The 13,349-nt window shown below is 45.9% G+C and carries 15 protein-coding genes; 14 read left to right on the top strand and 1 reads right to left on the bottom strand.

Annotated features, from left to right (window positions below; translation table 11 throughout):
* Positions 1–32: 32 nt before the first annotated feature.
* From ybeY to LKE40_02305, 14 genes are all read left to right on the top strand, one after another.
* On the top strand, positions 33–506 hold the full coding sequence (gene ybeY, locus LKE40_02370) for an rRNA maturation RNase YbeY (protein ID MCH3916325.1): 474 nt from the start codon (positions 33–35) through the stop codon (positions 504–506).
* Between the two features lie 44 nt (positions 507–550).
* A complete protein-coding gene (locus LKE40_02365; protein ID MCH3916324.1) occupies positions 551–1,297 on the top strand; it encodes a hemolysin family protein in 747 nt (248 codons plus the stop codon).
* A gap of 253 nt (positions 1,298–1,550) precedes the next feature.
* A complete protein-coding gene (gene gap / locus LKE40_02360) occupies positions 1,551–2,558 on the top strand; it encodes a type I glyceraldehyde-3-phosphate dehydrogenase (GenBank protein ID MCH3916323.1) in 1,008 nt (335 codons plus the stop codon).
* 76 nt (positions 2,559–2,634) lie between these two features.
* Positions 2,635–4,566, top strand: a complete 1,932-nt coding sequence (tpiA, locus tag LKE40_02355) for a triose-phosphate isomerase (GenBank protein ID MCH3916322.1) — start codon at positions 2,635–2,637, stop codon at positions 4,564–4,566.
* Positions 4,567–4,585: 19 nt separating this feature from the next.
* Positions 4,586–4,900 carry a preprotein translocase subunit SecG gene (gene secG / locus LKE40_02350; protein ID MCH3916321.1) on the top strand — a complete coding sequence of 105 codons (315 nt, stop codon included), beginning with the start codon at positions 4,586–4,588 and terminating at the stop codon, positions 4,898–4,900.
* Between the two features lie 97 nt (positions 4,901–4,997).
* Positions 4,998–5,420, top strand: coding sequence for a hypothetical protein (locus LKE40_02345; protein ID MCH3916320.1), 423 nt, complete (start codon positions 4,998–5,000; stop codon positions 5,418–5,420).
* Positions 5,421–5,433: 13 nt separating this feature from the next.
* Positions 5,434–6,513, top strand: a complete 1,080-nt coding sequence (locus LKE40_02340; protein MCH3916319.1) for a peptidylprolyl isomerase — start codon at positions 5,434–5,436, stop codon at positions 6,511–6,513.
* Between the two features lie 231 nt (positions 6,514–6,744).
* Entirely contained in the window at positions 6,745–7,182 is a 438-nt protein-coding gene (gene nusB, locus LKE40_02335) for a transcription antitermination factor NusB (protein MCH3916318.1), read from the top strand.
* Between the two features lie 133 nt (positions 7,183–7,315).
* The gene (map, locus tag LKE40_02330; protein ID MCH3916317.1) at positions 7,316–7,945 is read left to right on the top strand and encodes a type I methionyl aminopeptidase; all 630 of its coding nucleotides are present in this window, start codon (positions 7,316–7,318) and stop codon (positions 7,943–7,945) included.
* Between the two features lie 14 nt (positions 7,946–7,959).
* Complete coding sequence (locus tag LKE40_02325; GenBank protein ID MCH3916316.1) at positions 7,960–8,580, top strand: phosphoribosyltransferase; 621 nt, start codon at positions 7,960–7,962, stop codon at positions 8,578–8,580.
* Between the two features lie 176 nt (positions 8,581–8,756).
* Entirely contained in the window at positions 8,757–9,623 is an 867-nt protein-coding gene (locus LKE40_02320; protein MCH3916315.1) for a patatin family protein, read from the top strand.
* 200 nt (positions 9,624–9,823) lie between these two features.
* The gene (gene modA, locus LKE40_02315; protein ID MCH3916314.1) at positions 9,824–10,597 is read left to right on the top strand and encodes a molybdate ABC transporter substrate-binding protein; all 774 of its coding nucleotides are present in this window, start codon (positions 9,824–9,826) and stop codon (positions 10,595–10,597) included.
* Between the two features lie 2 nt (positions 10,598–10,599).
* On the top strand, positions 10,600–11,262 hold the full coding sequence (gene modB, locus LKE40_02310) for a molybdate ABC transporter permease subunit (protein ID MCH3916313.1): 663 nt from the start codon (positions 10,600–10,602) through the stop codon (positions 11,260–11,262).
* Positions 11,259–11,975, top strand: a complete 717-nt coding sequence (locus tag LKE40_02305) for an ATP-binding cassette domain-containing protein (protein ID MCH3916312.1) — start codon at positions 11,259–11,261, stop codon at positions 11,973–11,975. The genes modB and LKE40_02305 overlap by 4 nt, the downstream gene beginning before the upstream one ends.
* On the opposite strand, the gene LKE40_02300 is transcribed toward LKE40_02305, so the two are convergent.
* Positions 11,939–13,345, bottom strand: coding sequence for a hypothetical protein (locus LKE40_02300; protein MCH3916311.1), 1,407 nt, complete (start codon positions 13,343–13,345; stop codon positions 11,939–11,941). The two genes, LKE40_02305 and LKE40_02300, sit on opposite strands and share 37 nt — an antisense overlap.
* Positions 13,346–13,349: the final 4 nt, after the last annotated feature.

Genomic DNA, 13,349 nt, shown 5'->3' with positions numbered 1-13,349 from the left:
ATAGTCTGCACGCAAGGCATATTGCCATAAGTATGAACTGTAGCATTGACGTAGAATATGAAGAACCTTCCTATGCGGAAGTTGCTGATGAGCCGTCGGTCAGGCAATGGGTAGAACAGGTACTTGCCTATCAGAAGATCGATGGTGTTGAACTGTCTGTTTCCTTTGTCAGCGAGGCATCGATTGCGACGCTGAACAAGGAATGGCGAGGAAAGGAAGGTCCCACTGACATACTTTCCTTCGTGCAGTCCGATGTACGTTCTGCAACTGATTTCTGGCCGTCCGGCGATGATGACGGGTTGCGCGTACTCGGAGATATGGTTATTTGCCTTTCTGTTGCCAAAACAAACAGCGAAGAGTTTTCCGTGCCGTTTGCTCAGGAGATCCGAAGATTGCTTATCCATGGTACATTGCATCTTCTTGGCTATGATCATGCCACCAATGGAGCTGAAGAGCCTATGCTCGAACTTCAGGAACGTATCCTGGCTGATCTCGGAGGTAAATGACAGTGGGATTGCTGGACTTGTTCCATAAACGTAGAAAAGGTTGCATGCCAACGGAATTGTCGGAAGCAGAACGCAAGGAACGTGAAACGATGATTCAGGGCATAGGTGCGCTTGAAGACATGACCGTAAGGGAAGTAATGGTCCCTCGCATAGATGTCGAGTTCATAAGTGCTGATATCAGCCTGGACCAATTCTATGAGGTCATCGGTGAACATGGATATTCGCGTTATCCTGTCTTTGGGGAAAGCAGCGACGATATCATCGGTGTGCTGTATTCAAAAGACCTGCTCAAGAAGGGCATCAGAGAGCATTTTGACGTAAGAAAGCTCATGAGGCCTGCATATTTTGTCCCTGATAGCAAACATTTGGATGACTTGTTGCGGGATTTCAAGAAGAGAAAGGTCCATATTGCCGTCGCCGTGGATGAATATGGCGGAGTATCAGGTATAGTCTGTATGGAGGACATCCTCGAAGTCATCGTCGGAGACATCCAGGATGAGTTTGATGAAGACGAAGAGGATGATATCATCCAGCTGGATGCTTCGACTTACCAAGTTGATGCCCGATGCAATATTGAAGAAATCAACGGACGCTTCCATCTGAATCTCGATGAGGATGACTTTGAAACCATCGGAGGCTATGTCTTCGAACTTTTTGGAAGGATTCCTCTCAAGGGTGAGCATGTGGATGACGGACAGGCTGTTTTTACTGTCGAAGATATCGAAGGGCATAAGATAAACAAGATAAAACTGCAGCTCAGGCCTGCTGCTGACCAGCAGCAGAAGGGGTAGCTTTTCTTCTGTTTTATCCTGTTGGCGACTTTGTTTTGCCTTATGAATGTTTATGTGATATCTGGTATATGTTTTGAATTATAACTGGGAAAAAGCCGATAATATCAAATTTGGTTCACTTTAGTTTTTGAAATATCGTTTTTGTGTGTTTCTTTAAGTTTTTCCTATAAAAACTGTGCAATTCGTTGACCATTCTTTACTGAGATAGTATAGTGAAAACATAAAACTAACCATAAATCTGGAGGATTTTTCCATGAAGATTGCAATTAACGGTTTTGGTAGAATTGGACGCAACGTATTCAAGATTGCTTCCAAGGATCCTGCTATTGAAATTGTCGGTATCAATGATTTGACCGACCCGAAGACTCTGGCTCATCTGCTCAAATATGATTCGACCTATGGTGTATACGACCATGACGTCACCTATGGTGAAGATTACATTTCCGTAGACGGCAAGAAGATTACGATCTACAAGGAAAGAGATCCGAAAGTTCTGCCATGGGGTAAGCTTGGTGTTGATGTCGTCATTGAATCCACCGGTGTCTTCAGAACTGCTGAAGGTCCCCGCGGTGGCTACAAGGATCATCTCAAGGCTGGTGCAAAGAAGGTTATCCTCACTGTTCCTGCAAAAGATGAAATTGACCAGACCATCGTCTGCGGCGTAAATGACAATGAAATTGATCTGAAGAACACTGCTTTCTCCAATGCATCATGCACGACCAACTGCTTGGCTCCTATTTCAAAGGTCATCCTTGACAACTTCGGTATTGTCCGTGGCCTTATGACGACCGTACATTCCTATACCAATGACCAGGTCATGCTTGACCAGCCGAAGGCTGATCTCCGCCGTGCACGTTCCGGCGCTGTGTCCATCATCCCGACTACCACCGGTGCTGCCAAGGCTATCGGCAAGGTCATTCCTTCTCTTGCTGGCAAGATGAACGGTCTGGCAATGCGCGTACCTACTCCTACCGGGTCAATCGTAGACCTTACCTTCGAAACCGAGAAGGACTGCACTGTCGAAGAGCTGAACGCAGCTTTCAAGAAGGCTTCTGAAGAAGGCCCGATGAAAGGCATCTTGGCTTACACTGAAGATCCGATTGTTTCCCATGATATCGTCGGCAACAACCACTCTTCCATCGTTGATGGACTTTCGACCATGAAGATGGGGCCCAAGTTCTTCAAGGTACTGAGCTGGTACGACAACGAAATGGGTTATTCCACTCGTGTAGTTGATTTGGCTCGCAAGATCGGCAAATAATCGACTTCCCTTGGAAACTGAGGAACAGGCCTGCTCTTACCAATGGGGCAGGCCTTGTCAGTAAAGGAGTAAAGACATGGTATTGAATACAATTAGAGATGCTTCTTTTTCCGGAAAGAAAGTTTTGATCCGAGTAGATTTCAATTGTCCTGTGAAGGATGGGGAAGTCACTGATGATACCCGCATCAAGGCAGCATTGCCTACCGTCAAGTATCTGCTTGATGATGGGGCAGCCCTTGTCGTCATGTGCCATTTCGGCAGACCGAAAGGAGAAAAGAAACCTGAGTTTTCCGTTGCTCCTGTCTGCAGGAGATTTTCCGAGTTGCTGGGCAAGGATGTCAAGCTGGCTCCGGATGTATTGGGCAAAGCAACGGAAGATATGGTTGCAGCCCTTAAGCCGGGTGAGGTGATGATGCTTGAGAATGTCAGGTTCTATAGCCAGGAAACGGCTGATGATCCTGAATTTGCAAAGAAACTTGCTTCCTATGGGGATGTCTATGTAAATGATGCATTCGGCACCGCACATAGGGCCCATGCTTCAACTGAAGGCGTTGCACACTATCTGCCAAGTTATGCAGGATTCCTTATTGAGAAGGAAGTCAAATATATGGCTCCGTTGCTTTCGAATCCTGAAAAGCCATTCGTTGCCATCATCGGCGGTTCCAAGGTTTCCAGCAAGATTACCGTACTTGAAAGCCTTGTGAAGACCTGTGATACCATCGTCATCGGCGGCGGCATGGCATATACGTTCCTCAAGGTACAGGGACATACCATCGGTGGTAGTTTGCTTGAGAGTGATTATCTTGATACTGCCAGAAGCTTCCTTGAGAAGGCCGGTGAAAAGGGCGTGAAAGTCATACTTCCTGTCGACCATCTCTGTGCTGCTGAATTCAGTGAAACTGCAAAGCCTGTCAGTGTTGACAGCCCTGATATCCCGGAAGGCCTTATCGGCATGGATATCGGACCGAAGACGGTTGTGGAAATCTGTGCAGCTTTGGAAGATGCAAAGAGCGTTGTCTGGAACGGCCCTATGGGTGTATTTGAATTTGAAGCATTCTCAAAGGGAACGCTTGAAGTTGCCCAGGCACTTGCAAAGTGCAAGGGAACGACTGTAGTCGGCGGCGGCGATTCTGTTGCAGCCATCAATAAGTTCGGCTTGGCTTCAAAGATCAGCCACGTTTCTACCGGTGGCGGAGCTTCACTTGAATTCTTGGAAGGCAAGGAATTGCCAGGTATCAAAGCCTTGGAGAAGAAGATGAGAAGACCATATATTGCAGGAAACTGGAAGATGAACCTGACCCCGAGTGAGGGTGTCAAGCTTGCAAAAGCTTTGGCTGAAGCTGCCAAGGGTTGCAATGCAAAAGTGATGGTTGCTCCCAATTTCGTGGCATTGCCGGGTGTCGTGGAAGCCTTGAAGGGCAGTGACATTGTTGTATCTGCACAGAACATGAATGATCATGTGTCCGGTGCATTTACTGGTGAAGTTTCGCCGGAAATGCTGAAGGATATCGGTGTAAATGCTGTTATCCTGGGACATAGTGAAAGACGCCATATCTATGGTGAGAGTGATGAATTCATCAACAGGAAAGTGCTGCTTGCATTGCAGGAAGGTATGGATGTTGATCTCTGCATCGGTGAAACCCTTGATGAAAGAGAAGGCGGTAAGCTGGAAGAAGTGCTGACCCGTCAGATTGAAGTAGGTCTGAAGGGTGTGACTGCTGAACAGATGAAGAAGGTTACCCTGGCATACGAACCAGTATGGGCTATCGGTACAGGAAAGACTGCCACACCTGAAGATGCTGACACTGCACATGCTTTTGTCAGGTCTCTTGTCGAAAAACTTTTTGGAAAAACGGTTGCAGAAGAGACAATTATACAGTATGGTGGTTCAGTGAAGGCTGCGAATGTCAAGGAACTGATGGCTAAGGAAAACATCGATGGCGCTTTGGTCGGCGGTGCTTCCCTTTCACTTGAAAAATTCCTTCCGATCGTCTGCTTTGACAAGTAAGTTATGGAGTTGGTAGTATATGGGTGTGTTTAGTACGATTCTTTTGGTGCTTTTTATCATCATTGGTTTTCTGGTGATTTTTATCGTTGCAATCCAGGATGAAGAGAGTGATGGCTTGAGTGCCTTCGGCAGTTCTGCACAGTCAACTTTCGGTTCTCATACAAGCAGTGTCGTGACTAAGGCGACGGCTGTTCTGGGTGCGGCATTCATGATTGTGGCCTTGTGCATTGCTATGGTGAATTCTACCTCGTCCAAGGACACCCTGCTCAATTCCGTTGAGACACAGCAGGTGCAGCAGAGTCAGACTTGGTGGGTTGATTCTTCCGCCAAATAAGGTAATGTTGCATCGTCAATGAAATTGTATGCTTACGGCCGATCGCAGCTATATCGTCCTGCGGTCGGTCGTTGTGTTTAGGTATTAAGGAGTAGGCATGCGCGTTTGTATCTTATATGCTGCAGCGGGAAAAGATGATACCCATCTGAAGGGGCTCTGCAATGCCATGGCCAAGGGCATTGATGGCCAAGGGCATCAGGTTGATATATTGGATATGAAGCATGAGGAGAGAAAGATAGTCTCTTTTTATGATTATATCATTGTCGGTACTGAAGCTACAGGTGCCTTTGGTGGTAGCATTCCTCCTGAAGTCTCCCAATTCCTGGCACGCGCGGGCAAGCTGTCCGGTAAAAGGTGCATGGGTTTTGTTACGAAACCTGGCATGAGAGCCAACAAGACCCTCCAGATGCTGATGAAGGCTATGGAGGGTGAAGGCATGTACCTGAAGAACAGTGATATCCTTAAGAAAAATGAAGAAGCTGCTGCAGTAGGCAAGCGGTTGCATATTGATTCCAAGTAATCGGAGGCTAAAGATGAATGGTTTGGTAAGGAAATGTATGCTTTCCTTTGTCCTGGGAGTTTTTGCGCTTTCAGGGGTATTTGCTGATGCTATAGGAAGCGGGCAGCCTGCTGCATTTATCAGCCTATATGGGGAAAAGACTGCCATCGGTATGACTGAGCTCAATCAGAAGGTAGCAAGTTACAAAGCTGCTGCCAGCCAGAATGGCGGTGACGCGAGTCAGTTTACCCAGGGCAACGTCCTTGACATTATGATAAATGACCAGCTTGTCCTCATTGCTGCAAAGCATGAAGGTTTGGAAGTTACTGATTCGTTGAAGGATAATCTCTATACATCTCAGTTCTCTAGTGCTGTCCAGCAATATAAGCAGCAGTCCGGAGTGACACTTACGCAAGAAGCTTTTGACAAACAGGTTGTGTCGGCGTACGGTTCTGTTGACAATTTCAAGACGACACTTGCCCAGCAGTATCTATTGGGACAGTATCTCAAGAAAAAGCAACCGGATCTGATGGATTCGAACGTTACGGTAAGCGATGATGACATAAAGTCATTCTACAGGTCGAATGCAACTCAGTTCGTCAATCCTGAATGTGCAAAAGTCGCTCAGATATTCATTCCATTTGACAAAGATGATAGTACGCAGGATGCCGATAACAAGGCCCTGATGGAAAAGCTCCATGGTGAGATTGAGAGCGGAGACATTACGTTTGAAAAAGCCGTTGCACAGTACAGCAAGGATGAAGGTTCCGTCAACAATGGTGGAGAGATTGGCTGGGTAACGATGGACGATACCCAGAATATCAAGAAGCTTCTCGGTGATACGTTCTTCAATGCATGCATGGAAACTGATGTCGGCAAGATTTCCGATGTCATTACTTCCACAAGCGGCTATCACATCATCAAGGTACTTTCCCATGTACAGGCCAAGTTCCTGAAGATTGATGATCCGATAAATCCTGACAGCAAGACAACGGTCCGTGATTATATTTCCAATTATCTCAAGCAGCAGCAGGCTCAGAAGAATTACCAGCTGGCAATCAACAATGTGGTTACTGACCTGAGAAAACAAGCTACGATTACCAAGCTTGTCTAGGCATATATCATATGATTGCAATGGGAGGCTCAACCGAGTCTCCTGTTGTTTTCTGCAGATGCTATTGTAAGTTTGACAATTATGCGGTAAGACTGATAGCAACAACGGATTCAGGCGTGGCAGCCCCGTTGCATTGATTCCTATTGGCTTTTCATAAGTCCAGGCGGAATGCAGTATGCTGCCGCGTTACACGTAGGAGGATGGCGGATTACTGATTCCGCCGACAGATCAATGAAGACACGACACAGGGCGCGTGAGCTGGTTTTGCAGACCCTATATGCAATGGATTTCAACAATGAATTGTCCGTCGACAAGATACCTGATACGTTTGCAGGTATCAACGAGACTGAAAATGCAGAGCTGGAGGAAGAGGTAAAGGTCTTTGCCTCCCTGATGCTGAGGGGCACCCTTGAGGAGCTTGATCATATCGATGCGCTGATAAGTGAATTTTCAATCAATCGTCCGATTGAGAAGATTGACATTGTCGATCGGAATATTCTCAGATTGAGCGTCTATTCATTTCTCAAAACTGACATACATCCCCATATCATCATTGATGAGGCTGTCAAACTTTCACAGGAATTCTCGACTGATGTGACCTATAAGTTCATAAATGGCATCTTGGATGCCATGCAGAAGAAATTGTCTGATGCAAAGGAAAACAAATGATAACAATAAAGAACAAGGAACAGATTGAAGGGTATCCGGAAAAGTTGCCATGAGCTGTGCAAATTGCTGGATATTCTGGGTGATGGTTACCTGAAAGAAGGTATGACGACAAAATTCATAGACGATTTTTGCTATGAATATATTTCCAACAGAGGCTGGAAACCTGCCTTCAAGCTTTTTGGAGGATTTCCTGACCACTGCTTGTATCAGCGTCAATGATGAAATCATACATGGCATACCAAGCGACAAGAAAATCATAAAGAACGGTGATCTTGTTTCCATTGACCTGGGAATCAACCTTGACGGCTATTTTTCTGACAGTGCCAGGACATTTATCGTTGGCGGAAAGGGTGATCCCGAGGATGAACGCCTATGCAAGGTGACCAAGGAATGTCTTGCTCTTGGCTGTGAGGCGGCAGGAACAAGGAATGCACGTGTCCATACTATCGGAAAGGCTGTCTTTGACCATGCCGATAAGAATGGCTTCGGTGTGGTGCGGGAATATTGCGGACATGGGGTAGGCCTTGATGTCCATGAACCTCCTGAAATCCCGAATTACGTTTCTATCCTTTCTCCAAACCCAAGGCTTCGTCCTGGTATGGTGATTGCAATCGAACCGATGATAAACCGCGGTACTGCTGATATCATCGACGATGATCCCAACGGCTGGACGGTAAGGACTGCAGATGGTCTGCCAGCAGCGCATTTTGAACATACGGTCGTCATATTGAGCGATGGTGTGGAAATCTTGACACAAATATAGGCGGAGGTTCACCAATGGCAAAGGAATTTGTCCAGACGGATTTCATCAGAGACAGTGCACTCAAGCTTGTCGACAGGATGTATCGTGAGGATGGTTTTATTCCTGACGTAATTTATGCATCCTTGAGGGGCGGAGCCTACATGGCCAATGTGATGAGCGAATACTACAAGATGGTACGACTGAGAGAAAAAGGTCGGCCTGTATTCTATGCCGCCGTTGTGGCACGTTCCTATGGGTATCTGCGTAGCCAGAGCAAGGTCATCGTCGATGGTTGGACGTATTCACCCGAGCATCTGCGAAGCGGTGACAAGATCCTTATCATAGATGATATCTTCGATACCGGAAAGACGGTGAATGCCCTGGCTGAAATTGTAATGGGGAAAGGGATTCCCCGGGAAGATGTGAAAATTGCTGTCTTCGACTACAAGGTATTTACCCATCCGGAAAAGGCGCCGCTTCCTATCCAGCCGGACTACTGGTGCCGCAAGCATGTCATCGAAAAACCTGAAGATGAAGTATGGATCCACTACAACTGCCATGAGTTCATCGGGTTGACGAGTGAAGAGATTGACAGCCAGTACAAGGATTCCGAAGTGAGGGAAATCCTGCATCGCGTACGTGGTGATTACGATTGAACTTGATTCTATAGTGTGCATAACCGCTGTTCCAGCGGTTTTTTTGTTTTCTTTTGGCTTATTTCCAAGAATTTTTTTAACCATGGAATCTGTTATGCTGTCAGGGACAAGTAGGGTTTTCTGTCCCTTTTGATTTTTTGGTTCTTTTGGTATCGTATCGAAAGACGAGGGTAATTATGGACATATATGACGCAATCTTGATTCTTGAGGGAGGTTCGATGCGGGGGGTATTCACCGCCGGCGTCCTTGATTACCTCATGGAACAGAATATCTGGATCCAAAAGCTTATCGGAGTTTCCGCAGGTAGCTGCAATGCCATTGACTATGTGTCAAGACAAATCGGCAGATCCCGGGACTGCATGATCATACCGGACAAGAAAGAGCAATACATCCATCCTCTCGGTATGTTTTCAAAGAAAGGTCTGATGGATATGGAAATGCTTTTTGATGCATATCCGAACCGCCTGCATCCCTTTGATTATGCGACCTATCAAGATTCGGATATTGAAATGGAGGTTGTCATGACCAATTGCCTGACAGGGAAGGCTGTTTATCACAGGATGAAAAGCATAGAAGGGGAAGACACGATGGCTCTTTGCAAGGCTTCCTGCAGTATGCCGGTCATATGTGATCCTGTCGTCATTGACGGTGTACCGTACTTGGACGGAGGTGTAGGCGATTCTATTCCTCTTGCACATGCCATGGAAGCATATCCGGATTGCAAGCCGATTGTCATATTGACAAGGCAAGCCGATTACAGGAAAGAGCCTGATTCAAAGCTGACAGTCAAGGCGATGAAAAGAAAACTTAAGGATTATCCACAGCTATTGAATTGCCTTCTTGACCGTCCTCGGGTCTACAATGAAGAAATTGAATTTGTTGACAGTATGGAAAAAGAGGGAAAATGCTTTGTCATGCGTCCTGAACTGACTCCTGTGGGACAGATGGAGCGTGACATTGACGTGCTGACAGCGTTCTATCAGCATGGACATGAACTTATGGAACGTGATTTGAAAAACCTGTTGGAATTTTTAAAAAATTAGACTGATTGGCTGTGTTTGAGTCTTTCTTTTTTGTTTTTCTGTTTTATTGACATATCTGGTGCCTTTGTCTATACTTCCATTATATTTATAAAAATATAATGGCTTGCATACAGCAATAGGAACGATGCAATAGACTATCGGAAGTTTGGAGCATATATCCCTTTGCCAAAAGCCATACTAAGGAAAGAGAGGTCCTTGTCATGAAGAAAAAAATGTGTGTCATCGGAATGCTGTTGGGATTGGTATGTCTGACAGCTGGTTTTGCCCAAGGGGCAACCGAAGAAAAGACAGAATTGCTGGTCAGTTGCGCAGCAAGCCTGACAGATTGTATGAATGAGCTGAAATCTACCTATATGGAAAAGAATCCACAGGTTACCATTACTTGCAACTATGGCTCTTCAGGAGCACTTCAGCAGCAGATTGAGCAGGGCGCACCTGCTGATATGTTCTTTTCTGCTGGTCTCAAGCAGATGACAGCCCTTCAGGACAAAAAACTGATGGATGATTCGACGGTCAAGCATATACTTGAAAACAATGTCGTGCTCATCGTTCCTGAAAATGGTAAAAAATTGAAAAGCTTTGATGACTTGAAGGCTGCCTCGGTCGAAAAAGTCGGCATAGGAGATCCGAAATCAGTGCCGGCCGGACAGTATGCTGCCCAGGTATTTACCAACCTTGGCTTGGATGATGCCCTCAAAGGGAAGCTTGTACTGGCAAAGGATGTCAGGGAAGTGCTCTCTTGGGTTGAGACCGGCAATGTCGATGCAGGTGTAGTCTATTCTACTGATGCACAGCTGAGCAAGAAGGTTGTCGTATGTGCAGTAGCCCCGCAGGACAGCCATAAGCGGATCATCTATCCTGTCGGATTGACAAAGGATTGCAAGGCACCCGAAGCAGCCAAGGCGTATGAAGATTTCCTCTTCACTGACGAAGCTGCAAAGATCTTTGCAAAATACGGTTTCTCCGTACTGTAACCATGTTTGATTTTTCTCCCCTGTATATCTCTTTGAGAGCTGCAATACTCTCAAGTGTAATTGTGTTCATCATCGGCCCTATCATCGCCAGGTTATGCTATAGGATGCAGGGGAGGAAAGCAACGTTGGTTGATACGTTGCTTACTCTTCCATTGGTACTTCCTCCGACGGTGCTGGGATTCTTTCTCTTGGTACTGTTCGGACGGAACGGACCGATCGGGATACTTCTTGCCTCGACAGGAAGGCAGCAGATTATCTTTTCATGGAAAGCAACTGTCATTGCAGCGACTGTTGTTTCCTTCCCGCTTATGTACCGTTCTGCCCGTGGCGCCTTTGAACAGATAGATGATCAACTGCTATGGGCTGGTCGGACGCTTGGCATGCCGGAGTGGAAGTTGTTTATCAAGGTGATGGTTCCTGAAGCCTGGCCCGGGTTGATTGCCGGTCTGGCTCTTAGTTTTGCCAGAAGCCTCGGTGAATTCGGTGCGACCTTGATGGTAGCAGGCAACATCCCAGGACGGACACAGACGATGCCGATGGCAATCTATTTTGCCACGGCTGCCGGTGATATGACTGAAGCATGGATCTGGGTAGGCATCATCATAGGCATTTCCTGCATTTCATTGGCACTGACGACTCATTTCAATAGCAGGAGGAAAGGATGAACCTAGATGTGGCGGTCAAGCTGAGCCTGTCTTCAGATGGGCAGATACCTTTTGTACTTTCTTCCAGCATCCAGGTAGATGATGGAGAGATCGTGGGATTGCTTGGGCCTTCCGGAAGCGGAAAGAGCATGACACTCAAATGCATAGCGGGAATAGTAAAACCGGATGCAGGTCATGTGACCATCGGGCATAAGGTCCTGTTCGACAGTAAGAAGGAAATAAACCTTCCCTGTCGTGACCGACGGGTAGGCTATCTGTTCCAATCCTATGCGCTCTTTCCTCATATGACTGTCATGGGCAATCTTATGTGCAGTATCGCACGTGACAAAGGCGAATCAAGCAAGCAGTGGAAGCTTCGGGCAACCGAGACCGCGGAACATTATCTGGAACTGCTTCATATCGATCAATTGAAAAAGCGTTATCCAAGGCAGTTGTCAGGTGGACAGCAGCAACGCGTAGCTCTTGCCAGGCTGTTTGCTTCCAGTCCTGAGGTAATTCTTCTGGATGAACCTTTTTCAGCTTTGGATACAGAACTGAAGGATGCCATTGCAGACGAGCTGAAAGAAACATTGCTTGCTGCTGCATGCCCTGTCATCTTTGTGTCTCATAACGATGCCGAAGTAAAACTTTTTTGTTCCCGTACAATTAGAATATCGGACGGAAAGACAAGCCTAGGTTATTCGCTGAAATCAATGCCTTCTACTGATGCATAGCCGGTTCCATCGCCGTCAGTCGGGTCATCGGAGAAGGTAATGGTATAGTAGCCGCAACTGGTAGTGGCAACCACATACTTCTTGGTATCGAGTTTAATGAATGAGCTGATTTCATCTGTGCCGGAAAGATCGGAAGCATACCCGTTTGTTACGCAGGAAATTGAAACTCCACTTTTTGAAGTTTTTGAAGTAGGTGCACTGCTACTTGAAAATTTATAGACAATCATATCGGAGCTGGTATCCATGATGATAAGGTAAGCCTCATCATCATTATTAATTAGGAATGAAGGACGCGGACCGCCATAGGTGAATGAATAGTTGGCACCAGGATCGAATTCCTTTACGGTAGTATCACTTATATACACCATATCGCCGTTTTTCAATACACCGATTATTGTGCCATCTCCAGTCTCAGCTGCTGATACGAGATCATATTCAATTGCGTCGTCAGTACCATCACCACCTTCAGAATTTAACTCTGATGAGAAACCTGAAGTGCTATCGTATAAGTAGAATGAGTAATAGTGTTCATCAGTATTTGAATCAGCAATTGTGACAACAAAAGGTGTGTCCGTGGCATATGTAGTCTCTTGTGTCGCATCAAGTACAGGTACAACACTGGACAATCCGTAACCGCCATCCGTATCTATTGGCAACAATTTGTCCGAATCGATTGTATCCCAACCGATTTCTGTATCGCTTGAGTCAAATGTTGAAGCATCAAGCAAAGCCAAGGTCTTTTCCGTAACATATTGTTCTGTCTCTTCTTTGTCGGTCTCATATGTAGTATTCTTGAGGCCTACCAAATAATTGTTTGCCGTAAAATACTGGGGATAATAGTTATAGTCAGTAGGATTTGACAAAGCAGTACCTGCTGTCAAAGGATCAGTAGAAGAGGAGCTGCTGCTGTATCGATAAAGCTTTGCATGACGACTATCTGCCGTCGCATCCTCTACATCTATATCCCCACTGTTACCAAGGATATAATATAATTCGAATATTCCTTCATCTTCTGGAGAGTAAATTGAAGCTATCTGTTGCTTGGTACCGTTATCCAAGGTATGCACACTCTTTATAATTTTTGTTCTGACTACTGAATTATTCGGAGTTGAAATGAGCGTATCAGCATCGGTTGTAGTACCTTCTGTTACCTTGTAAATTCCTGTATCTTCCAATGATAGGAAGGAAGACCCTGTGCCGTTAGAAATGTATCCTGTCAATTGCTTGGTCGTATAGGAAACTGAAGTCTGGGCTGTCAGCATTTGGGCATAGATACCCTCGGTTGCATCAGAATCGCAACCAGTCAACATCAGTGCAGATACAGCGCAGGCTGCTATTACTGAAACTTTGGTTATATTCTTAATGTTCATTGTT

Source organism: Spirochaetia bacterium (assembly GCA_022482625.1).
In the GTDB taxonomy this organism is placed as follows: domain Bacteria; phylum Spirochaetota; class Spirochaetia; order Sphaerochaetales; family Sphaerochaetaceae; genus Pleomorphochaeta.
This window is presented reverse-complemented; position numbering and strand designations above follow the sequence as displayed.

Bases quoted from the DNA above. Each gene is read 5' to 3' on its own strand.
- ybeY (MCH3916325.1), top strand. From the start codon at position 33: ATGAACTGTAGCATTGACGTAGAATATGAAGAACCTTCCTATGCGGAA.
- LKE40_02365 (MCH3916324.1), top strand. From the start codon at position 551: ATGCCAACGGAATTGTCGGAAGCAGAACGCAAGGAACGTGAAACGATG.
- gap (MCH3916323.1), top strand. From the start codon at position 1,551: ATGAAGATTGCAATTAACGGTTTTGGTAGAATTGGACGCAACGTATTC.
- tpiA (MCH3916322.1), top strand. From the start codon at position 2,635: ATGGTATTGAATACAATTAGAGATGCTTCTTTTTCCGGAAAGAAAGTT.
- secG (MCH3916321.1), top strand. From the start codon at position 4,586: ATGGGTGTGTTTAGTACGATTCTTTTGGTGCTTTTTATCATCATTGGT.
- LKE40_02345 (MCH3916320.1), top strand. From the start codon at position 4,998: ATGCGCGTTTGTATCTTATATGCTGCAGCGGGAAAAGATGATACCCAT.
- LKE40_02340 (MCH3916319.1), top strand. From the start codon at position 5,434: ATGAATGGTTTGGTAAGGAAATGTATGCTTTCCTTTGTCCTGGGAGTT.
- nusB (MCH3916318.1), top strand. From the start codon at position 6,745: ATGAAGACACGACACAGGGCGCGTGAGCTGGTTTTGCAGACCCTATAT.
- map (MCH3916317.1), top strand. From the start codon at position 7,316: ATGAATATATTTCCAACAGAGGCTGGAAACCTGCCTTCAAGCTTTTTG.
- LKE40_02325 (MCH3916316.1), top strand. From the start codon at position 7,960: ATGGCAAAGGAATTTGTCCAGACGGATTTCATCAGAGACAGTGCACTC.
- LKE40_02320 (MCH3916315.1), top strand. From the start codon at position 8,757: ATGGACATATATGACGCAATCTTGATTCTTGAGGGAGGTTCGATGCGG.
- modA (MCH3916314.1), top strand. From the start codon at position 9,824: ATGAAGAAAAAAATGTGTGTCATCGGAATGCTGTTGGGATTGGTATGT.
- modB (MCH3916313.1), top strand. From the start codon at position 10,600: ATGTTTGATTTTTCTCCCCTGTATATCTCTTTGAGAGCTGCAATACTC.
- LKE40_02305 (MCH3916312.1), top strand. From the start codon at position 11,259: ATGAACCTAGATGTGGCGGTCAAGCTGAGCCTGTCTTCAGATGGGCAG.
- LKE40_02300 (MCH3916311.1), bottom strand. From the start codon at position 13,345: ATGAACATTAAGAATATAACCAAAGTTTCAGTAATAGCAGCCTGCGCT.